Raw genomic sequence first — 19,581 nt, 5'->3', positions numbered from 1 at the left:
GAGATATTTCGGCTATTTACCTCTAACGATAAGGAGATCGCGCGCATGGCTTTTCAGCGCTGGCAAATTGGCCTGGATATTCAGAATGGGAAATTTTGTGCGGTGGCGATCCAGCGCCGCCGCCTGGGTTGGCAGCTCAGGTCCTGGCAACAGCAGACGCTGCCTGAAGATACGTTGAAAAATGGCGTGCTCCAGTCATCCCCCGCGTTATTGGCGGCGTTGAAGCAGTGGCGATGTCAGTTGCCAGGCCGATATTCATTGCGCGTTGGCTTGCCGCCACAGCTGGTTCTGCAACGCTCGTTGCCGCTACCTGACGTCACGCTACGTGAACCGGCGCTAAATCGTTATGTTCAGGCATCGGCGCAGCGCTTATTCCCGGTAGAACCGGCATCGTTGGCTCTGGATTATCGTGCATCTTCCGCATCAACCCAGTTATGCATCACTGCGGCACGGCGTGAAGTGATCACGCAATGGCTCGAACCATTGCAGCAGGCCGGATTGCAACCTGATGTGTTCGAATTAAACAACCTCGCACTGGCACAGGTGGCATGGCGTTTACCTTTGCGTCATCAGCAATTATTGATTCACCCATTAACCGACCACTGGCTGTGGTATCTGGCAGGCTCTACGGCTACTTCGGGGGCGAGTACGGAACCCCTCTCTCTGGCGTATTTGCAAGCGACATTTCCAGAGATGGAATCCGCGTTAAGTACCACACCCATGACGGGATTCACCGCGGTTCAGCCCTTTTCACTGCTGCATTATTTGCAGTTACCCCTCCCGGACAACGAAGGGGATTACACCCTGGCGCTCGGTCTGGCATTACGCCCGGAGGATGCCTGATGCTGACGGTTAATCTACTTCCCTGGCGTCTCCAACAGTGGCGGCGTCAGCGTCAACAGAGCCTGATGTTCCTGGCGAGTGGTTTTGGTATCAGCCTGCTGATTTTACTGCTGTGTGGCTGGCGCGGATATCTCGTCAGTCAGCAGCACCAGGCTGAGCAACAACAACTCGCACAACGACTTGGCGAGCTTGATCAACAGCTGAGTGATCAACAGCGGTTGCTGCTGCAACGTGATGCTTTAATACAAACGCAACGCCAGCAACAGACGCGGCAATTGCAGCATCTGGCCTGGCAGCAGTTCTGGCAGCAATTACCCGAACTGATGCCGGAAACGTTGTGGCTGAGCCGCATGGAGCGCAGGCAAGGGCAACTGGTGCTGGAAGGGCTGGCGTCGAGCATGGCTGCGATTGGCGATTTTCGCCGCCTGCTGGCGAAAGTGCCACTGTTCCCGGGGATTCGTCAGGGGAACGTGCAGCGTCAGCCAGATGGTCATTACCGTTTTACCTTACGTGCACAGGTGGTGGAGGTGAAAGGTGAATGAAGGGCTTCAGCGCCTGATGCATCTGGCGCTACCGTGGCGTGCCGCCTTGCTGTTGGCGTTGCCACTGCTGGTTTTGGCACTGGGGTGGTTGGTGGTGCTATTGCCGCAACAACAGATGCGTGCCGGGCAAGAGCGTCAATTGGTGCAGCAGGCACAACTTGAGCAGCAGCGCTTGCAACGGCTAGCGTTGCATCCGCCCGTTGCTGAGTTGCTGGTTGAGATCAGCGAGCTGCAACAACCTGCCACCTTCAGTCCACCCCAATTACTTGAAACTCTACTGGCGGCAAGGGGAACGCAACTGGAAGCCTGGCAGCCGGAAAGCCAGCCACAGCATATTATCCTCAAACTGAACTGGCAGCAATTTACGCCGCTGTTTGCTGAACTGGCGCATACGGCGTTGCCCGTGCCGGAACGTTTTCAACTTCAGGCAGATCAGGGAACGCTGATGACGCAACTTTGGCTGGAGAGCCGCGATGAGGGTTAGCGTGCTGCTGTGTTTCCTGTTGGGCAGTCCAGCGGTACTGGCGCGGGACCCTTTCCAACCGATGGCACCTGTATTCTGCCAGTCCACAATAGCTCCACCGCAAGGGTGGCGGTTGCAAGGCATCGTCGGTATCCCTGATCACTATGTTGCCTGGCTGCGCTCACCACAGGGTAAAAATGTCAGATTGGAGCAACAGATGCAGTTGCCCCAGACGCCCTGGCGTGTGCAACACCTCACGGCACGCTCATTACTTTTGCTGGCTGAACAGAGTTGTTCGCCACAGCAAATACAGTTTCGTATAAAAGGAGGTTTCTATGTCACGGAAGACGCTATGGATGCTGGTGGTGCTGTGTCTGAACGTGCCATTGCACGCCAGTGAACAGAGATTGAGTCTGGTTTTTGACGATGCCCCAGTTGAAAACATTTTTCAGGCGCTGGCGGATTATCAGCAAACCAATTTGCTGATTGCTCCGGGGGTTGAAGGGCGGCTCTCCCTACGGCTGGAAAATGTCGACTGGCAACGTGCTCTGGCGCTGGTTGCCCGACTGGCGCGACTGAGCGTGGTACAGGAAGAAGACGTGCTGCTGGTTTATCCGGAAAGCTGGCAGCAGTGGCAGGCGCAAAAAATCCAGGCGGAACGTGAGGAACAACAGCAACACATCGCATTGACACAGCAGACGGTCACTTTTTATTACGCCAATGCCAGTGATGCTGCACGTAGCTTGCAAACCGAGCGCTCGCTAATGACCTCGCGCGGCAGTGTCACCGTGGACAGCCGCACCAACAGTTTGTTGCTGCGCGACACGCCCGAGGCGTTGCAGAACACCGTAAGCTGGCTCAAAGCGTTGGACCTGCCACTGGAGCAGGTCGAGTTATCAGCCCATATCGTGACCATCAGCGAGGAGCATTTGCGCGAGCTGGGGGTGAATTGGGGGATTTCACCGGCGGAAGAGGTCACGCAAGCCCTGCGTAATCCGCAGTTGGCGATTCCGCTGGCGGTAAGTAATCCCGCCTTTCGCATGGGGGTGACACTGGGACAGGTGGGAGGTGAGTTGCTCAATCTTGAGCTGAGTGCGCTGGAGCAGGAAAGCCAGATTGAAATCATCGCCAGCCCACGGCTTTTTACCTCGCATCAGCAAACCGCCACCATTAAACAGGGAACGGAAATTCCTTATGAGGTGAAATCCGGTAACAGCGGCGCGACTGCCATCGAATTTAAGGAGGCGGTCCTGGGTATGGAGGTGACGCCGGTAGTACTGGGCAATGGCCGTATTCAGTTAAAACTTCGCCTGAGCCAGAACATGCCGGGCCGCAGTATCAACACGGGTGAGCATCAAACCTTAAGTATTGATAAGCAGGAAATCGACACCCAGGTCACGCTGCGTGATGGTGAAACCCTGGCTCTGGGGGGAATTTTTCAGCAGCAGCGGGCGCAAAACGAAAATCGCGTCCCCTGGCTGGGTCAGTTACCGGTGGTGGGAAATCTTTTTCGTCATCAAACGGATGAGCGGAAGAAAAAGGAACTGGTGATCTTCATTACCCCCAGACTGGTCAGGGAAGCAGCGCTTACAACCGGATAAAGAGGAAAATTCGCTCTGTGATGCCAACTGCGTTGACGCAGGACAGGAATTAGCTTACAAGGTTTAGCGATTTTTAAACGGTGTAACGGAACGCGACAAAAAATCTCCCGATGGGCGTCAGTCACAAGCGATACTGACGCCAAATGAACATATACCCTGAGGTCTAAAGGGGTTGCGGAGGTGCGTTACCGTCTCGCGAACCACAGACCGGTCCTGTTATGAGGTCGCCGGGGGCAATTTATTCGGTTGCCAAACGGCCATGAGTGTTGAGATAATTTTTCGTCTGACTCTTGCTAACGCTCATGAGGTCTCAGTTCCTGTCCCGCCAGCTAAAGCTGAACGCGGGGTATCATCAACGAATTCTTAGTAATACCGACAAAATGGCAGAGAAACGCAATATCTTTCTGGTTGGGCCGATGGGTGCCGGCAAAAGCACTATTGGTCGTCAGTTAGCTCAGCAACTCAATATGGAATTTTTCGATTCCGATCAGGAAATTGAGCGACGTACCGGAGCGGATGTGGGCTGGGTGTTTGACGTTGAAGGCGAAGCGGGTTTCCGCGATCGTGAAGAAAAGATTATCAATGAACTGACCGAGAAGCAGGGCATCGTGCTGGCTACCGGTGGCGGTTCCGTCAAATCCCGAGAAACCCGTAATCGTCTCTCCGCCCGCGGTGTGGTCGTCTACCTCGAAACCACCATCGAAAAGCAACTTGCTCGTACGCAGCGTGATAAAAAGCGCCCATTACTGCAAGTTGACTCGCCGCCGCGTGAAGTACTGGAAGCGCTGGCAGACGAACGTAACCCGCTTTATGAAGAGATCGCTGATGTCACTATCCGCACTGACGATCAAAGTGCAAAAGTAGTGGCAAATCAGATCATCAATATGCTGGAAAAAAGTTGATCCAGCGCCTGAGGGCTAAGTCATAGGTATCGGTCATCATGGAGAAGATCACTGTCTCGCTCGGGGATCGTAGTTATCCCATCACCATTGCTGCCGGGCTGTTTAACGATCCGGCTTCTTTTTGGCCGCTGAAAGCCGGTGACAATGCGATGCTGGTCACCAACCAGACGCTGGCGCCGATCTATTTGCAGAAGCTGTCGGCACTGCTGAGTGCAGCAGGGGTGAAAGTGGATCAGGTGATCCTGCCCGATGGTGAGCAGTATAAAACGTTGGCGGTGATGGATGAGGTGTTTACCGCCTTGTTGCAGAAGCCGCATGGCCGCGATACCACGCTGATTGCGCTGGGCGGTGGTGTGATTGGTGATCTCACCGGTTTCGCTGCGGCCAGCTATCAGCGCGGCGTGCGTTTTATTCAGGTACCGACGACCTTGCTTTCTCAGGTGGATTCTTCCGTTGGTGGTAAGACCGCCGTTAACCATCCGCTCGGCAAAAACATGATAGGCGCGTTTTATCAGCCTGCCTCCGTGGTGGTTGATACCGATTGCCTTGCCACACTGCCGCCGCGTGAACTGGCGTCTGGCCTGGCGGAAGTGATTAAATACGGCATCATTCTTGATGGTGATTTTTTCCAGTGGCTGGAGCAAAATCTTGATGCTCTGCTGGCGCTGGATGAAAAAGCCATGGCTTACTGTATTCGCCGCTGCTGCGAGCTGAAAGCCGAAGTCGTGGCCGCTGATGAACGTGAAACAGGTCTGCGCGCGTTGCTGAATCTGGGCCATACTTTTGGTCATGCCATTGAAGCCCATATGGGTTACGGCAACTGGCTGCACGGTGAAGCGGTTGCCGCAGGCATGGTGATGGCTGCGCGTACCGCTGAACGTCTTGGTCAGTTCAGTGCGGCGGATACCGATCGCATTATTGCGTTGTTGCTGCGTGCCGGTTTACCGGTGCATGGTCCGGAAAGCATGGCGGCGGAAGAGTATTTGCCGCATATGATGCGTGATAAAAAAGTACTGGCGGGCGAACTGCGTCTGGTGCTGCCTCTCGCTATCGGTCGCTCTGAAGTGCGTGCAGGCGTAGCACATGATATGGTGCTGGCTGCAATTAACGATTGTCAGAAATCATTATAATACCCGCCGGGTAAAGAAAAGAGTGGTGATGCGGCGCGTCGGATGCGTGCCGTTTTACGGAGGAGGCTAAATGGATGAGTTTAAACCGGAAGACGAGTTAAAACCTGATGCCAGTGACCGTCGCCCCACACGGCCCCGCAAATCGTCGTCTGCGCCAAAAGTAAAAGTACCGGTTTCCCGTCAGCATATGATGATGGGCATCGGGATTCTGGTTCTGTTATTGCTGGTACTGGGTATTGGTTCGGCACTGAACGGCCCGGATGAAAGCAAGCCAGCGAATACCGCAGGAAGTAACAGCCCAGCTCCGGCTTCTGGCGGCGCGGAAAAGAATATTGATCTCTCCGGTTCCACCTCCATGAGCGGCCAGCAGAACACGACGCCAGCGCCGGAAGGCAGCGCGTCACAACCCGCCGCGAATGCGCCAACCGCTGACAACGGCTCACAATCCATCTCTATGCCTCCTGTGTCATCGACGCCGACGCAGGCTGCACCGGTAGACACGCCGGCGAATCAGCAACGCGTGACCCTGCCAGGCGATCTCAATACTGCACTGAATAATCAGCAGGGCCAGGTGGATAGCGCAGCACAGGGTGCGCAGGGCAACAGTTCATTGCCTACGGCTCCCGCGACGGTAAGCGGCAGTGGTAAAGCCATTTCCCCGCCGATCGCGCGTGAAGAAAAGCCGCGTGCCAGCAGCCAGCGTGAAACCCATACCCCAACGCATAAAGCCCCGACGGCCAGCAAGCCAGCCGTACGCGAGAGCAAACCGCAGTCGACAGTCACGCATAACGCCGCACCGGTCAGCAGTGGAGCCAGTAAGTCTCTGCCTGGCGGTAACTATACGTTGCAGCTGAGTGGCGCTTCGAAAGCGGAAAGCCTGAATGCCTGGGCGAAGAAACAGAATCTGAGCGGCTATCATGTGTATAAAACCACCCGTAATGGTCAGCCCTGGTATGTGCTGGTAAGTGGCTCCTACGCTACCCCCGCAGATGCCAAACGTGCAGTCTCTTCGCTGCCTGCCGAAGTGCGCGCGCAGAACCCGTGGGTGAAACCCCTGAGCCAGGTGAAAAAAGAAAGCGAGTAATCATTGTGGGGCCGCGTCACTGTGGCCCCGTTTTAAGCGCAAAGCTGCTGTCGGTACCGCCACAGCCAATAATTAAGATGTAATAACCACGACAGCATGAAAAAAAATCGCGCTTTCCTGAAATGGGCCGGAGGGAAATACCCGCTCCTTGATGACATTCGTCGTCACTTGCCGCAAGGCGACTGCCTGATTGAGCCATTTGTTGGTGCCGGCTCTGTGTTTCTCAACACGGATTATGACCGTTATCATCTGGCTGACATCAACAGTGACCTGATCAACCTGTACAACATCGTCAAAACCCGCACCACGGAATTTATCGACGATGCGCGTAAGTTATTCACACCGGAAGTCAACAACGCAGAGTTCTACTACGCGCAGCGGGTGGCCTTTAACGCCAGTCGTGATGTGTATCAGCGCGCCTTGCTGTTTCTGTATCTCAATCGTCACGGTTATAACGGCCTGTGCCGCTACAATTTGCGCGGTGAGTTTAATGTGCCTTTTGGCCGTTATCGCAAACCTTATTTTCCTGAAGCGGAACTGCTGTGGTTTGCTGAACGGGCGCAAAAAGCCACTTTTGTCTGCGAATCGTACGATGTTACTCTGAACCGCGCACACAAAGGCTCGGTGGTGTACTGCGATCCGCCGTATGCGCCCTTGTCGGCGACGGCCAACTTTACTGCCTACCATACCAACAGCTTCAGTATGCGCGAGCAGCAGCATTTGGCAGAACTGGCGGCCCAGCTGGCAAAAGAGAATCAGATTCCGGTATTAATTTCCAACCACGATACCCTGCTGACGCGTGAGTGGTATCGGAATGCGGTATTACATGTTGTTAAAGCCCGGCGTTCCATCAGCCGAAGCATAAGTGGTCGCACTCAGGTTGACGAACTGCTGGCGCTTTTCCGCTAGCCTGTTTCGTCCGCGACCAACGCATTACGCCAGCTCGTGCTGGCGCACAAAATTGGGAGAATCGGATGAAACAATTTTTACTGGCCCCTTCAATCCTGTCTGCTGACTTTGCCCGTCTGGGTGAAGACACCGCCAAAGCGCTGGCGGCAGGCGGCGATGTGGTGCATTTCGATGTGATGGATAACCACTACGTTCCCAATCTGACGATGGGGCCGATGGTGCTGAAAGCATTGCGTGATTACGGCATCACCGCACCGATCGATGTGCATCTGATGGTTAAACCGGTGGATGAACTCATCCCGGCCTTTGCCAAAGCCGGTGCCAGCTACATTACTTTTCACCCTGAAGCCAGCCAACATGTTGACCGCACGCTGCAACTAATCAAAGAACACGGTTGTAAAGCGGGTCTGGTGTTTAACCCGGCAACGCCACTCAGCTATCTCGATTATGTGATGGATAAGCTGGATATCATCCTGCTGATGTCGGTTAACCCTGGCTTTGGCGGTCAGTCTTTCATTCCCGGTACGCTGGATAAACTGCGTCAGGCGCGTCGTCTCATTGATCAGAGCGGCTACGATATCCGTCTGGAAGTGGATGGCGGTGTGAAGATCGACAACATCGGTCAGATTGCCGCAGCCGGTGCGGATATGTTTGTCGCTGGTTCCGCCATTTTTGGTCACCCCGATTACAAAAAAGTGATCGATGCGATGCGCAGCGAACTGGAGAAGGTAAATGGCTCATTTCACTGATATTCGCGCTCTGGCGTTTGATCTGGATGGTACGCTGGTGGACAGCGCGCCTGGCCTGGCCCAGGCCATCGATCATGCCCTGGGTGATTTGCAGTTGCCGCCGCCAGGTGTAGCGCGTGCCTCAACCTGGATTGGTAACGGTGCCGATGTGATGATGACCCGTGCACTGACCTGGGCACTGGGCCGCGAACCGCAGGAAAATGAACAGCGTGATGCGCGCACGTTGTTCGATAAGTATTACGCCGAAACCGTGGAAGCGGGCAGTACGCTGTTCCCCCAGGTAAAAGCCACACTGGCAAAATTGGCAGAAAAGGGCTTGCCGCTGGCGATCGTCACCAATAAACCGACGCCGTTTGTTGCCCCTCTGCTGGCTTCGCTGGGCATCGCTGACTACTTCTCTCTGATTATTGGTGGCGATGATGTGGTAGTGAAAAAACCGCATCCGGCAGCGATTTTCCTCGTACTGGGACGATTTGGTGTGTTGCCACAGCAATTGCTGTTTGTTGGCGATTCACGCAATGATATCCTCGCAGCCCAGGCAGCAGGCGTACCGAACATTGGCATGACCTTTGGTTACAACTACGGCGAACCCATCGCCAGCAGCCAACCCGATTTAACACTCGACTCTTTTGACGAACTTTTGCCCGCACTCGGGCTGTGATTATCAGGATATAAGCATGAGCAAACCCATCGTTTTCAGCGGCGCCCAGCCTTCCGGTGAACTGACCATTGGCAACTACATGGGTGCGCTGCGTCAGTGGGTGCAGATGCAGGATGATTTCCACTGCATTTACTGCATCGTCGATCTGCACGCCATTACCGTTCGCCAGGACCCCGCCGCGCTGCGTAAAGCGACGCTGGATACTCTGGCGCTGTATCTTGCCTGTGGCATCGATCCGAACAAAAGCACCATCTTTGTTCAGTCGCATGTCCCGGAGCATGCTCAGCTGAGCTGGATCCTCAACTGCTACGCCTACTTCGGTGAGTTGAGCCGCATGACGCAGTTCAAAGACAAATCTGCACGTTATGAAGAGAACATCAATGCCGGTCTGTTTGACTATCCGGTGCTGATGGCGGCCGATATCCTGCTGTATCAGACCAACCAGGTCCCGGTGGGTGAAGATCAGAAGCAGCATCTGGAGCTGAGCCGTGACATCGCCCAGCGTTTTAACGCGCTGTATGGCGACATCTTCAAAGTGCCGGAGCCCTTTATTCCGAAATCGGGTGCACGCGTGATGTCGCTGCTGGAGCCGACTAAGAAGATGTCGAAATCCGACGACAACCGTAACAACGTGATCGGCCTGCTGGAAGATCCGAAATCGGTGGTGAAGAAAATCAAACGCGCGGTGACCGACTCTGAAGAGCCGCCAGTGGTGCGCTACGACATCAAAGAGAAGGCCGGGGTATCGAACCTGTTGGATATTCTCTCGGGTGTAACGGGCAAACCCGTCCCGGAACTTGAGCAGGAGTTCGAAGGTAAGATGTATGGCCACCTGAAAGGCGCCGTTGCTGATGCGGTTTCAGGCATGCTGACCGAGTTGCAGGAGCGTTACAACCGCTACCGCAATGATGAAGAGTTCCTCAATCAGGTGATGCGTGATGGTGCGGCCAAAGCCCGTGCACATGCGCAGGAGACGCTGAAGAAGGTATACGAAGCAGTTGGCTTTGTTGCTCAGCCATAAGCGCTAACGCAGCAAAGGTGAAACGGCGGGCCATGAGGATCCGCCGTTTTTGTTTCTCAGAACCAGCGTAGCCGATCGCGCAGTCCGACCACGCGACCGACAATAATCAGCGCCGGGCTGGTAAACTGCTGCGCCAGCGCGGCCAGTGTACCCAGCGTGCCGGTGGCAACGCGCTGCTGTGGGGTGGTGCCGTTTTGCACCAGCGCTACCGGCATCTCCGCGTCCATGCCATGTGACATCAATTGGCGCTGGATCTCAGGTGCCTGCGTCAGACCCATATAAAACACCAGCGTTTGCTGCTCGGCGGCCAATTTTTGCCACTCAATGTCACCATGCTGCTGCAAATGGCCGGTGACAAAACGCACGCTCTGCGCATGATCGCGGTGGGTGAGCGGGATGCCGCTGTAAGCCGCACAACCCGATGCTGCGGTAATCCCCGGTACCACGCTAAACGGGATATGATGCTGCGCCAACACCTCCAGCTCCTCGCCGCCACGACCAAAGATAAAGGGATCGCCACCTTTGAGGCGCACCACGCGTTTACCACGCTGCGCCTGTTCCAACAGCAACTGATTAATTTCCGCCTGCGGCACACAGTGGTGACCGGCGCGTTTGCCGACAAAAATACGCTCCGCATCGCGTCGTACCAGGTTGAGTATCGGGTCGGATACCAGACGGTCATACACCACCACATCCGCCTGCTGGATATGTTGCAGGCCTTTCAGCGTCAGCAGTCCCGCATCGCCAGGTCCGGCACCGACCAGCACCACCTCACCTTGTTGTGACAGCGGCGCATCAAACAGCGTCTCGACCAGTGCCTCCGCGCGGGGATGATCAGCGTTTGCCAGCGTTTGCGCCAGACGATCGCTGGCAAAGAAGCGTTCCCAAAAATGACGACGCTGAGCGATGCTGCTAAAGCGATTTTTCACCCGCTGGCGCAGTGAACCGGCCAATGTAGCCAGTTGGCCCAGATGCTGTGGCAGCATCGCCTCCAGCTTCTCTCGCAACAGACGAGCCAGCACCGGTGCGCGACCACCGCTCGATACGGCGATCATCAACGGTGAACGGTCGACGATGGAGGGCATGATGGCGCTGGCCTGCTCAGGGGCATCGACCAGATTGCAAAAGATACGGCGAACTTCGGCGGCTGCGCCCACCTGTTGATTCACTGCATCATCGTTGGTGGCGGCAATCACCAGCCAGCAGTCTGCCAGCCACTCTTCAGTGAACGCGCCTTGCCATAACACCACTTTCCCCTGTTGTTCCCACTGTAAGAAAGCAGGGGAAAAATCCAGCGCGCCAACGTGCAAATCAGCACCGGCCTCCAGCAGCAAGCGTGCTTTGCGTTCCGCGACATCACCGCCGCCGACCAGCAAACAACGTTTGCCCTGAAGACGGCAAAACAGGGGAAAGTAATCCATAGCTCATCCTAAAAGAGTGTTGCTGTGATCCGTAGCGGCGCGATTTATCGCGCAATTCCGTGTGCTTTGCTGGAAAAAAACGCGCGCTAAATCGCGCCGCTACGGACATTGGTGTGAAAAATATTATGCGGATTTCAGTTCACTGGTCTGGGATGCTGCCCGTGGTCGTTGTGCCTGCGGCGTGGCGTACCAGTAACCAAGCCCCATCAGCACCATGCCGGAGAACATATTACCCAGCGTTACCCACAACAGGTTGTGACCGATACCCGCTAAAGTCAGGTCGGCATTATGCTGACCAAACCAGGACAACGCAAAGAGCGTCATATTCGCGACAGAGTGTTCATAGCCAGAGGCGATAAAGGCCAGCAGACACCACCAGATAGCGAGGAACTTTGCCGTCCCCTCGGTGCGAACTGCCATCCAGATCGCGAGACAAACCAGCCAGTTACACAACGCCCCCTTAAAGAACAATGCGCTGGCGGTTTGCGTGGTTTTCGCCAGAGCCGCGCTGTGGATCAATGAACCCGCATTGGGCAACAGCGCGCCCGCCGCGTAGTAATACATCAACGCTACGGCCACAGAACCGATCAGATTGCCGAGCCAGGTTTGCGGCAGAATACACCACATCTGACCGGCGCGAATGCTGCCTGCTTTGACGCCAATGGTGAGGAACATGGTGTGACCGGTAAACAATTCCGAACCGGCAATGATGACCAGCGTCAATGCCAGGCCAAAGGTCGCCCCCATAATCAGTGGTCGCCAGGCCGGATCGGCGAGATTGCCCAGGGTGAAGATCAGGATAATCGCCAGCCCGACGTAGGCACCTGCCATTGCTGAACTGATCCAGAAGGCCAGTGGATGGTGTTGGGTGGTGCGCGCAATGCGCGCCGCATTGGCGGCGCATTTTTCCAGGGTGTCAGTAAACATAGTCATGTCTCAGAAAGTAAAAGAATTTTTTCAGACGCAGATTTCAACCCGGCCTTGACTGACGCGCACCGGATAGCTCGCTACTGATCGCGCTTCATCCTCAAGACACAACCCGTCGCTCAGGCGAAAACGTTGTTTTTTCAGCGGGCTGGCAACCCATAGCGTCTGCTGATGCTCAGCAATGATGCCGCGCGACAATACGCTGGCTGCGGCAAAGGGATCGATGTTGCTCAGGGCAAACAGTTGCTCATCATCGTGGGGACGGAAAATGGCGATTTGTTGCCCTCGCACCAGTGCGCATACGCCAGTGGCGGGCAGAATTTGGTTAAGTTCACATACGGCATGCCACTGGCTCACAGGTCGGCCTCCTCAATCAGGTTAACGGCAATGCGTTCGGCAGGGCGCGCCGGGCGATGTTGATCGCGCTGGTTGATATTCTGTATCAACGGATCGCGTTGGCTGCTGTTGATAAAGGTGGCGAAGTGCGCCTGCGGCTTCGCATCCCTGACTGTTGCGGCCCATTCGCATTCCACCAGGCTGCGCAGACGCGTAATTTCGCTCTCCAGTTGGCTGTTCAGGGCGAGCTTGTCATCGACGATGACGCTGCGCAGATAATCAATGCCGCCTTCCATATTTTCCAGCCAGACCGAGGTACGTTGCAGGCGGTCAGCGGTGCGGATGTAGAACATCATAAAACGGTCCAGATAATGCAGCAGCGTGTCACGATCGAGGTCAGCGGCCAGCAGGTCGGCATGGCGTGGTTTCATGCCGCCGTTGCCGCAGACATACAGGTTCCAGCCTTTTTCAGTGGCGATCACACCAACGTCTTTGCCCTGAGCTTCAGCGCATTCGCGTGTGCAACCGGAGACGCCAAACTTCATTTTGTGTGGGGTACGGATGCCTTTGTAGCGGTTTTCCAGTTCGATGCCGAAGCCAAGGCTGTCACCGACACCGTAGCGGCACCAGGTGCTGCCAACGCAGGTTTTCGCCATACGTAACGCTTTAGCGTAGGCTTGCCCGGTTTCAAAGCCTGCGGCGATCAGCTGTGTCCAGATAGCGGGAAGATCGTCGCGCTGTGCGCCGAACAGGCCAATACGCTGTGAGCCGGTGATTTTGGTGTAGAGATGGTACTGACGCGCCACCTGGCCAATTGCCATCAACCCATCCGGGCTGATTTCCCCGCCGGGTGAGCGCGGGATCACTGAGTAGGTACCGTCTTTCTGGATATTGCCGAGAAACAGATCGTTGCTGTCCTGCAAGGGGGTCAGTTGTGGCTGAAGGATGTGCTCATTCCAGCAGGAGGCCAGCAACGAACCGATGGTGGGTTTACACACTTCACAACCATAACCCTGCCCGTACTTCGCCAGTAGCGCGTCGAACGAGGTTATCTCTTCCACGCGGATCAGGTGGTACAACTCCTGGCGTGAGTAAGGGAAGTGAGCGCACAGATGGTTTTTCACCTCGATGCCCTGACGGCTCAGCTCGGCATTCAACACCTGGGTGATCAGTGGAAGGCAGCCACCGCAACCGGTTCCTGCACGGGTTTCTGCCTTGAGTGCTGCCACGGTGTGACAGCCCTTTTTCACGGCGCTGACAATATCGCCTTTGCTGACGTCGAAGCAGGAGCAAATCTGTGCGCTATCCGGCAGCGTATCGACCCCAATGGCCGGTTTTTCACCGCTGCCTGCGGGCAGGATTAGCAACTCAGGGCGCGCTGGCAAGGGGATTTTATTCAGCGCCAGTTGCAGCAGGTTGCCGTAGTCGCTGGTGTCACCCACCAGCACCGCGCCGAGCAGGGTTTGATTATCTTCGCTGACGATCAGGCGCTTGTAGATGGATTGTTGTTCGTCGAGCCAGACATAGCTGCGTGCGCCTGGCGTGCGGCCATGCGCATCGCCAATGCCGCCGACATCTACACCCAACAACTTGAGTTTGGCGCTCATATCGGCACCGGTGAAGGCATTGTCGCGGCCCAGCAAGGTATCGCTGGCTACCTGGGCCATTTTGTAGCCCGGTGCCACCAGGCCAAATACCTGATTCTGCCATGCCGCGCATTCGCCGATGGCAAAGATGGCCGGATCGTGGGTCTGACAACGATCATCAATGGCGATACCGCCGCGTGGGCCGAGTGGCAGGCCACAGTGCTTCGCCAGTTGGTCCTGCGCGCGAATACCGGTGGAGAACACAATAAAATCGACGTCCAGCGCGCTGTTATCCTTGAAGTGCAGCGTTTTACCCCCGTGGCTGTGGTGGACAATTTCGTGCGTATTCTTACCGGTGTGCACCTGTACGCCCATCTGCTCAATCTTACGGCGCAACTGTTCGCCACCCTGACGATCGAGCTGTTCTGCCATCAGCACTGGCGCGAATTCGATCACATGGGTTTCAATACCGAGAGTTTGTAATGCGCCAGCGGCCTCCAGTCCGAGCAGGCCACCGCCAATCACGGCCCCGCGTTGACTGCGCTGTGCACAGGCTGCAATGGCATCGAGGTCTTCGATGGTGCGATAAACAAAGCAGTCGCTGCCATCCGCTCCCTGAATCGGGGGGATCCACGGGTAAGAGCCGGTAGCGAAGATCAGCGTGTCATAGGGCACAACACGGCCAGTACTGGAATGAATCCGTTGCTTGTCGCGGTCAACAGCAATCGCGCGCTCACCCAGCAGCAGGTTGATCTGATGTTTTTCGTAGTAGCCTGCACTGACCAGCGAAAGCGCTTGCGCGCTGTGGTGGGTGAAATAAGCGGACAAGTGGACGCGATCATAGGCGACCCTCGGTTCTTCACAAAAAACGGTGATGGCAAATTGACTGGGTTCTGCCTTATCAATTAATTCTTCTATGTAGCGGTGACCGACCATGCCGTTGCCAATAATGACGACCTGATGTTTGCTCATATTTTCCCCAAAACGAAGGTGTATGCGGCTACCTTAGCCGTTACAAGAATGGGGTTATTGATGCATATCAAATACCCCTTTATATACTCATTTAGAGGTATGTTGCTGATATTAAAAACATTCGCCTCTGGGCGGTAAATCGTGCGGCCAGGGGATGTGCAAGGGACAGGTATTGACGCTATTTTAAGATGTCGCGTTTCTACAGGAGAAGGGCATGGCTAAGACGTCGCTGCAATGGATCAACAATCTGCGTTTACCCGGCCAGCAGGGGTTGTGGCAAATCGAAATCGGGCAGGGGAAAATTTCCCGTATTGTCCCACAATCGGCCGAGTGCAGCGCCCAGGAAGGTGTACTCGATGCCGAAGGCGGCCTGGCGAGCGCCCCCTTTATTGAACCGCATATCCATCTCGATACCACGCAAACCGCGGGTGAACCGGCGTGGAATCAATCCGGCACGCTGTTCGAAGGCATTGAACGCTGGGCCGAGCGTAAGGCTCTGCTGAGTCATGATGACGTGAAGCAGCGTGCAAAGCAGACGTTGAAATGGCAAATCGCTAACGGTATCCAGCATGTGCGTACCCATGTGGATGTTTCGGACCCGACGCTGACCGCGCTGCAAGCCATGCTGGAAGTGAAAGCGGAGATGGCGGCGTGGATTGATATCCAGATAGTCGCCTTTCCGCAGGAAGGTATTCTCTCTTATCCCAATGGCGAAGCCCTGCTGGAAGAGGCACTGCGCCTCGGCGCAGACGTGGTGGGAGCGATCCCCCATTACGAATTTACCCGTGAGTATGGCGTTGAGTCATTACACAAGGCCTTTGCGCTGGCGAATCGCTACGACCGGCTGGTGGATGTGCATTGCGATGAAATCGATGATGAGCAGTCGCGTTTTGTAGAAACCGTCGCGGCACTGGCTCATCGCGATGGCATGGGGGGCAGAGTGACCGCCAGTCATACCACGGCGATGCATTCCTACAACAATGCCTATACCTCACGTCTGTTCCGTCTGCTGCGCCTGTCCGGTATCAACTTTGTCGCCAACCCGTTGGTGAATATTCATTTGCAGGGCCGTTTTGACAGCTACCCCAAACGGCGCGGCATTACCCGGGTTAAGGAGTTGCTGGAGGCGAATATCAACGTCTGTTTTGGTCACGACGATGTGTTTGATCCCTGGTATCCGCTCGGTACCGCCAGCATGTTGCAGGTGCTGCATATGGGGCTGCATGTCTGCCAGTTGATGGGTTATGAACAGATTGATGCGGGGTTGCAGCTAATCACCACCAACAGCGCCAAAACCATGCAACTTAGCGGTTATGGCCTGGAGCCGGGTAATGATGCCAGCCTGATTATCCTGCCAGCCGAAAGCGGATTTGATGCGGTGCGACGTCAGGTGCCGGTGCGTTATTCGTTGCGTAAAGGCGAGCTGGTGGCAGCAACGGAGCCTGCAAGCAGTGAGATCTATCTGGGGGAAACGGAAGCGGTAACCTTTCGGCGTTGAGTTGCAGGGCGGACTGACGTCCGCCCGCGCAGGTTAGTGCGTAATATGGCCGTGCTGGCGATGTTTAGTGACAAAGCCGAGCAGTACACACATCACAAACACCACAGCGTATAAGCCGTTAGCAGTCGCCAGTGCCGCATGCGCACCGCCTTTCGCCACAATCGGACCAGTGACCACAAAGGTCAACATGGTGCCGACGGTACCGCAAGTCAGGATAAAGTTAACCAGCTTCGGTGATGAGGCTTTGGTTTGCAGTGAACCCAGGGTGATGATGGTGGTGTAGATAGCGCTGGAGCTGAAGCCGAGTGTCATGATGATCCAGTGCAGCATATTGGCGTCATTGGTGCTGACAAACCAGTACATCAACACGGTGGCAATCGCCGCCAGTACCATCAGGATACGTTGCAGATCGAAGAAGCGCAGCAGGAAGCTGAACACCCACATGCCGACCATATAGGCGGTCCAGAAGTTACCAACTAACTGACCGGCAGCAGCGATATCCATCCCCATGGTTTTGGTGGCGTATTCCGGCACCCAGGAGATGAAGCCCAGTTGGCCGAGGATGTAGCACAGCGCGGCAATCGACAGGAACAGCACGCCGATACCCCATTTCTCTTTTTCCGCCGCCTGCGTTTCGGTGTTGTTTTTCAAAACCGGGAACTCAACGCACAGCGCCAGCACAAAGATGGCGATATAAATAACGCCAATGCAGGCGTAAACCCAGTACCACGGCAGGGCGCGCGCCAGCAGGATGCCAGCGATAATCGGGAACAGCGTACCGGCCATGCTGAAGAAGGAATCAGTAAACAGCAGGCGTGAACCGCGCTGGCGACCATCGTACAGATGGGTAATCAGGAAGGTGCCGATCGACATGGTAATGCCGCTCACCACACCAAGCACAAACATGCACAGTGAGAACACCGACAGGTTGTGGCTGGTCATCAGACCAAACACCGCCAGTACCATCAGCACGAAGCCAAAGATCAACTGACGTTTTAACGGCACAATCACCATCAGCCAAGCGTTAAGGAATACTGCGACCAGAATACCGGTATTGAGAAAGGTGAAGGTGTTACTCATTTCCGAGATCGGCAGCTGGAAATACTGTGCAATATTGTCCAGTACCATCCCGGTCACAATCACCAGTGCGCCCGTCAGCGCATAAGAGAAAAAGCTGATCCAGGTAAGGCCAATACGATTACGGTTTGTCATGTGGGGGACCTGTTTTGAGCACCGAAGTTGGCAAAAAGTGTCATGAATTGTAAATGCAACTGTGATCTTAATAAACAAAGAGTGAAATAAGGATATTAGATTTCACTAATAGTGTGATTTGCGTCACGCAAATGATTGCGTAGCGCCGAATTTCGGGCATTTGCCGCTGCCGCGTAAATATAGGTAAAACGCTGGCTCTTGTATTACATGCTCTTTACAATCAATCTCGTTTTGAGCTTGCACTTCATGGTAAGGAATCTTTCATGTTTAAACGTACTTTGACAGCGGCAGTTGCCCTGTTAGCGCTCTCATCTGTTTCCGCTTCTGCCCTGGCGGCAAAAGGCGATACTCACGTTCTGCTCACCACCTCTGCGGGTAATATCGAACTCGAACTGAATAACCAGAAAGCCCCGGTGTCGGTGAAAAACTTTGTTGATTACGTCAACAATGGTTTCTACAACAACACCATTTTCCATCGCGTGATCCCTGGCTTCATGGTGCAGGGTGGCGGTTTCACCACGGATATGCAGCAGAAGCAAACCAACGCGCCAATCAAAAACGAGGCAGATAACGGCCTGCGTAACCTGCGCGGCACCATCGCGATGGCGCGTACTGCGGAGAAAGACAGCGCAACCAGCCAGTTCTTTATTAACGTTACCGACAACGCCTTCCTTGATCACGGCCAGCGTGATTTTGGCTATGCCGTATTTGGTAAAGTTGTGAAAGGAATGGACGTGGCCGATAAGATTTCTCAGGTGCCGACCAAAGATGTGGGTCCGTACCAGAATGTGCCGTCAAAACCGATCGTTATCCTCTCCGCCAAAGTTCTGCCCTGATTTTTTTGCGCGCCATTTTGCGATGGCGCCTCCTGCCGCTCTCCGGCAAAGCGAATATTTGCTGCTTATACTTAGGGCATATTGCTTGCCGGAGGCTCTATGACCAGCAAACTGACCGACAAACAGAAAGCCACGCTGTGGCAACAGCGCCGTGCTGCCAGCTATCAGGCCAGCTGCCGTCTGGCGGGCTATATGCTGAGCGAACCGGCCATCACGCCTGAACAGGCCGACGAACGGCTGACCTCGTTAAGGAGGCAATATGGCGGATAACTCACTGGCGGTACGCGATCCCTATCTGTGGCATAACGACAGCGTGCTGAAGAATCGCCTGGATATTCACGACAGCGCCCAATTGCGTAAAGCCGAACTGGCGTTCAGCGCGGCACGGCTTGCCACCCTGGAGTTGGGGCCGCAGCGCAGAGGGATGCCATGGCTGTGTCATATTCATCGCACCCTGTTTCAGGATCTCTACAGTTGGGCCGGTGAGCTGCGCACGGTAGATATCTGGAGCGACGAGACGCCATATTGTCACTGCGCCTACATCGAGAAAGAGGGTAACAACCTGATGAGTGCGCTGGCGGATGAAGACGGGTTGAGCCATCTGGCGCAGGATGAATTTGTCAGGCGTCTGGCACATTACTACTGCGAGATTTATGTGCTGCATCCGTTCCGGGCCGGGAATGGCCGCGCACAACGCATCTTCTTCGAGCAACTGGCGTTGCACGCAGGCTATCTGCTGACGTGGGATAAACTGGACCGTGATAGCTGGCGTGCGGCGATTCGCGAGGCGGTAGGTGGCGATTTAACTCTGCTCAGTGCGCAGTTTGCAAAAGTGGTAAGCCCCGCCCGCTAAAATGCGTAGAATAGCGGCGGTTTGACCTGCCTGAG

Annotated in this window: 21 protein-coding genes; 16 read left to right on the top strand and 5 right to left on the bottom strand. The window is 55.2% G+C overall.

Going from position 1 to position 19,581, the window contains the following annotated elements; genetic code table 11:
* Positions 1-45 precede the first annotated feature (45 nt).
* The 12 genes from pilM to trpS all read left to right on the top strand — a co-directional run bounded on the left by pilM (position 46) and on the right by trpS (position 9,905).
* A complete protein-coding gene (gene pilM / locus L579_RS13875; protein WP_021184846.1) occupies positions 46-843 on the top strand; it encodes a type IV pilus biogenesis protein PilM in 798 nt (265 codons plus the stop codon).
* Entirely contained in the window at positions 843-1,385 is a 543-nt protein-coding gene (locus L579_RS13870) for a PilN domain-containing protein (RefSeq protein ID WP_021184845.1), read from the top strand. Before pilM ends, L579_RS13870 begins: the two co-directional genes overlap by 1 nt.
* Positions 1,378-1,869: a HofO family protein gene (locus L579_RS13865; RefSeq protein ID WP_021184844.1), complete on the top strand. Its 492-nt coding sequence runs from the start codon at positions 1,378-1,380 to the stop codon at positions 1,867-1,869. The genes L579_RS13870 and L579_RS13865 overlap by 8 nt, the downstream gene beginning before the upstream one ends.
* Positions 1,859-2,248 (top strand): HofP DNA utilization family protein, encoded by a 390-nt coding sequence (locus tag L579_RS13860; protein ID WP_036626717.1) that lies wholly within the window; start codon positions 1,859-1,861, stop codon positions 2,246-2,248. Before L579_RS13865 ends, L579_RS13860 begins: the two co-directional genes overlap by 11 nt.
* Complete coding sequence (hofQ, locus tag L579_RS13855; RefSeq protein ID WP_081692783.1) at positions 2,184-3,449, top strand: DNA uptake porin HofQ; 1,266 nt, start codon at positions 2,184-2,186, stop codon at positions 3,447-3,449. The genes L579_RS13860 and hofQ overlap by 65 nt, the downstream gene beginning before the upstream one ends.
* 380 nt (positions 3,450-3,829) lie before the next feature.
* Positions 3,830-4,351, top strand: coding sequence for a shikimate kinase AroK (aroK, locus tag L579_RS13850; protein WP_021184842.1), 522 nt, complete (start codon positions 3,830-3,832; stop codon positions 4,349-4,351).
* Positions 4,352-4,389: 38 nt separating this feature from the next.
* On the top strand, positions 4,390-5,481 hold the full coding sequence (gene aroB, locus L579_RS13845) for a 3-dehydroquinate synthase (protein ID WP_021184841.1): 1,092 nt from the start codon (positions 4,390-4,392) through the stop codon (positions 5,479-5,481).
* A gap of 70 nt (positions 5,482-5,551) precedes the next feature.
* Positions 5,552-6,565 (top strand): SPOR domain-containing protein, encoded by a 1,014-nt coding sequence (locus tag L579_RS13840; RefSeq protein WP_021184840.1) that lies wholly within the window; start codon positions 5,552-5,554, stop codon positions 6,563-6,565.
* 96 nt (positions 6,566-6,661) lie between these two features.
* Positions 6,662-7,474, top strand: a complete 813-nt coding sequence (gene dam / locus L579_RS13835; RefSeq protein WP_021184839.1) for an adenine-specific DNA-methyltransferase — start codon at positions 6,662-6,664, stop codon at positions 7,472-7,474.
* A gap of 65 nt (positions 7,475-7,539) precedes the next feature.
* A complete protein-coding gene (rpe, locus tag L579_RS13830) occupies positions 7,540-8,223 on the top strand; it encodes a ribulose-phosphate 3-epimerase (protein WP_021184838.1) in 684 nt (227 codons plus the stop codon).
* A complete protein-coding gene (locus L579_RS13825; protein ID WP_021184837.1) occupies positions 8,207-8,884 on the top strand; it encodes a phosphoglycolate phosphatase in 678 nt (225 codons plus the stop codon). Before rpe ends, L579_RS13825 begins: the two co-directional genes overlap by 17 nt.
* A gap of 16 nt (positions 8,885-8,900) precedes the next feature.
* Positions 8,901-9,905 carry a tryptophan--tRNA ligase gene (trpS, locus tag L579_RS13820; protein ID WP_021184836.1) on the top strand — a complete coding sequence of 335 codons (1,005 nt, stop codon included), beginning with the start codon at positions 8,901-8,903 and terminating at the stop codon, positions 9,903-9,905.
* 56 nt (positions 9,906-9,961) lie between these two features.
* Here the strand turns inward: trpS and cysG are convergent, their stop codons facing one another.
* The 4 genes from cysG to nirB form a co-directional block, all read right to left on the bottom strand.
* Positions 9,962-11,326, bottom strand: a complete 1,365-nt coding sequence (gene cysG, locus L579_RS13815; protein WP_021184835.1) for a siroheme synthase CysG — start codon at positions 11,324-11,326, stop codon at positions 9,962-9,964.
* Between the two features lie 123 nt (positions 11,327-11,449).
* On the bottom strand, positions 11,450-12,253 hold the full coding sequence (gene nirC / locus L579_RS13810) for a nitrite transporter NirC (RefSeq protein ID WP_021184834.1): 804 nt from the start codon (positions 12,251-12,253) through the stop codon (positions 11,450-11,452).
* 30 nt (positions 12,254-12,283) lie between these two features.
* On the bottom strand, positions 12,284-12,610 hold the full coding sequence (nirD, locus tag L579_RS13805; RefSeq protein ID WP_021184833.1) for a nitrite reductase small subunit NirD: 327 nt from the start codon (positions 12,608-12,610) through the stop codon (positions 12,284-12,286).
* Positions 12,607-15,147 (bottom strand): nitrite reductase large subunit NirB, encoded by a 2,541-nt coding sequence (gene nirB, locus L579_RS13800; RefSeq protein WP_021184832.1) that lies wholly within the window; start codon positions 15,145-15,147, stop codon positions 12,607-12,609. Before nirB ends, nirD begins: the two co-directional genes overlap by 4 nt.
* Before the next feature lie 214 nt (positions 15,148-15,361).
* Between nirB and L579_RS13795 the strand changes: the two genes are divergently transcribed.
* Positions 15,362-16,645 (top strand): cytosine deaminase, encoded by a 1,284-nt coding sequence (locus tag L579_RS13795; protein WP_021184831.1) that lies wholly within the window; start codon positions 15,362-15,364, stop codon positions 16,643-16,645.
* 33 nt (positions 16,646-16,678) lie between these two features.
* Here the strand turns inward: L579_RS13795 and tsgA are convergent, their stop codons facing one another.
* Positions 16,679-17,857 (bottom strand): MFS transporter TsgA, encoded by a 1,179-nt coding sequence (gene tsgA, locus L579_RS13790; protein WP_021184830.1) that lies wholly within the window; start codon positions 17,855-17,857, stop codon positions 16,679-16,681.
* Positions 17,858-18,120: 263 nt separating this feature from the next.
* On the opposite strand from tsgA, the gene ppiA reads away from it, so the two are divergent.
* The 3 genes from ppiA (at position 18,121) to L579_RS13780 (ending at position 19,546) form a co-directional block, all read left to right on the top strand.
* On the top strand, positions 18,121-18,693 hold the full coding sequence (gene ppiA, locus L579_RS13785) for a peptidylprolyl isomerase A (RefSeq protein ID WP_021184829.1): 573 nt from the start codon (positions 18,121-18,123) through the stop codon (positions 18,691-18,693).
* 99 nt (positions 18,694-18,792) lie between these two features.
* Positions 18,793-18,963: a YhfG family protein gene (locus L579_RS23365; protein WP_021184828.1), complete on the top strand. Its 171-nt coding sequence runs from the start codon at positions 18,793-18,795 to the stop codon at positions 18,961-18,963.
* Positions 18,953-19,546 (top strand): putative adenosine monophosphate-protein transferase Fic, encoded by a 594-nt coding sequence (locus L579_RS13780; protein ID WP_021184827.1) that lies wholly within the window; start codon positions 18,953-18,955, stop codon positions 19,544-19,546. Before L579_RS23365 ends, L579_RS13780 begins: the two co-directional genes overlap by 11 nt.
* Positions 19,547-19,581 lie beyond the last annotated feature (35 nt).

This window comes from Pantoea sp. AS-PWVM4, from assembly GCF_000468095.1.
GTDB classification, from domain to species: Bacteria; Pseudomonadota; Gammaproteobacteria; order Enterobacterales; family Enterobacteriaceae; genus Pantoea; species Pantoea phytobeneficialis.
This window is presented reverse-complemented; position numbering and strand designations above follow the sequence as displayed.

What these genes read in the sequence shown, in the direction of transcription:
- L579_RS13870 (WP_021184845.1), top strand. Translation starts at nt 843, where the DNA reads ATGCTGACGGTTAATCTACTTCCCTGGCGTCTCCAACAGTGGCGGCGT.
- L579_RS13795 (WP_021184831.1), top strand. Translation starts at nt 15,362, where the DNA reads ATGGCTAAGACGTCGCTGCAATGGATCAACAATCTGCGTTTACCCGGC.
- nirB (WP_021184832.1), bottom strand. Translation starts at nt 15,147, where the DNA reads ATGAGCAAACATCAGGTCGTCATTATTGGCAACGGCATGGTCGGTCAC.
- cysG (WP_021184835.1), bottom strand. Translation starts at nt 11,326, where the DNA reads ATGGATTACTTTCCCCTGTTTTGCCGTCTTCAGGGCAAACGTTGTTTG.
- L579_RS13780 (WP_021184827.1), top strand. Translation starts at nt 18,953, where the DNA reads ATGGCGGATAACTCACTGGCGGTACGCGATCCCTATCTGTGGCATAAC.
- trpS (WP_021184836.1), top strand. Translation starts at nt 8,901, where the DNA reads ATGAGCAAACCCATCGTTTTCAGCGGCGCCCAGCCTTCCGGTGAACTG.
- rpe (WP_021184838.1), top strand. Translation starts at nt 7,540, where the DNA reads ATGAAACAATTTTTACTGGCCCCTTCAATCCTGTCTGCTGACTTTGCC.
- aroK (WP_021184842.1), top strand. Translation starts at nt 3,830, where the DNA reads ATGGCAGAGAAACGCAATATCTTTCTGGTTGGGCCGATGGGTGCCGGC.
- L579_RS13860 (WP_036626717.1), top strand. Translation starts at nt 1,859, where the DNA reads ATGAGGGTTAGCGTGCTGCTGTGTTTCCTGTTGGGCAGTCCAGCGGTA.
- nirC (WP_021184834.1), bottom strand. Translation starts at nt 12,253, where the DNA reads ATGTTTACTGACACCCTGGAAAAATGCGCCGCCAATGCGGCGCGCATT.
- L579_RS23365 (WP_021184828.1), top strand. Translation starts at nt 18,793, where the DNA reads ATGACCAGCAAACTGACCGACAAACAGAAAGCCACGCTGTGGCAACAG.
- hofQ (WP_081692783.1), top strand. Translation starts at nt 2,184, where the DNA reads ATGTCACGGAAGACGCTATGGATGCTGGTGGTGCTGTGTCTGAACGTG.
- L579_RS13825 (WP_021184837.1), top strand. Translation starts at nt 8,207, where the DNA reads ATGGCTCATTTCACTGATATTCGCGCTCTGGCGTTTGATCTGGATGGT.
- aroB (WP_021184841.1), top strand. Translation starts at nt 4,390, where the DNA reads ATGGAGAAGATCACTGTCTCGCTCGGGGATCGTAGTTATCCCATCACC.
- pilM (WP_021184846.1), top strand. Translation starts at nt 46, where the DNA reads ATGGCTTTTCAGCGCTGGCAAATTGGCCTGGATATTCAGAATGGGAAA.
- tsgA (WP_021184830.1), bottom strand. Translation starts at nt 17,857, where the DNA reads ATGACAAACCGTAATCGTATTGGCCTTACCTGGATCAGCTTTTTCTCT.
- dam (WP_021184839.1), top strand. Translation starts at nt 6,662, where the DNA reads ATGAAAAAAAATCGCGCTTTCCTGAAATGGGCCGGAGGGAAATACCCG.
- L579_RS13840 (WP_021184840.1), top strand. Translation starts at nt 5,552, where the DNA reads ATGGATGAGTTTAAACCGGAAGACGAGTTAAAACCTGATGCCAGTGAC.
- ppiA (WP_021184829.1), top strand. Translation starts at nt 18,121, where the DNA reads ATGTTTAAACGTACTTTGACAGCGGCAGTTGCCCTGTTAGCGCTCTCA.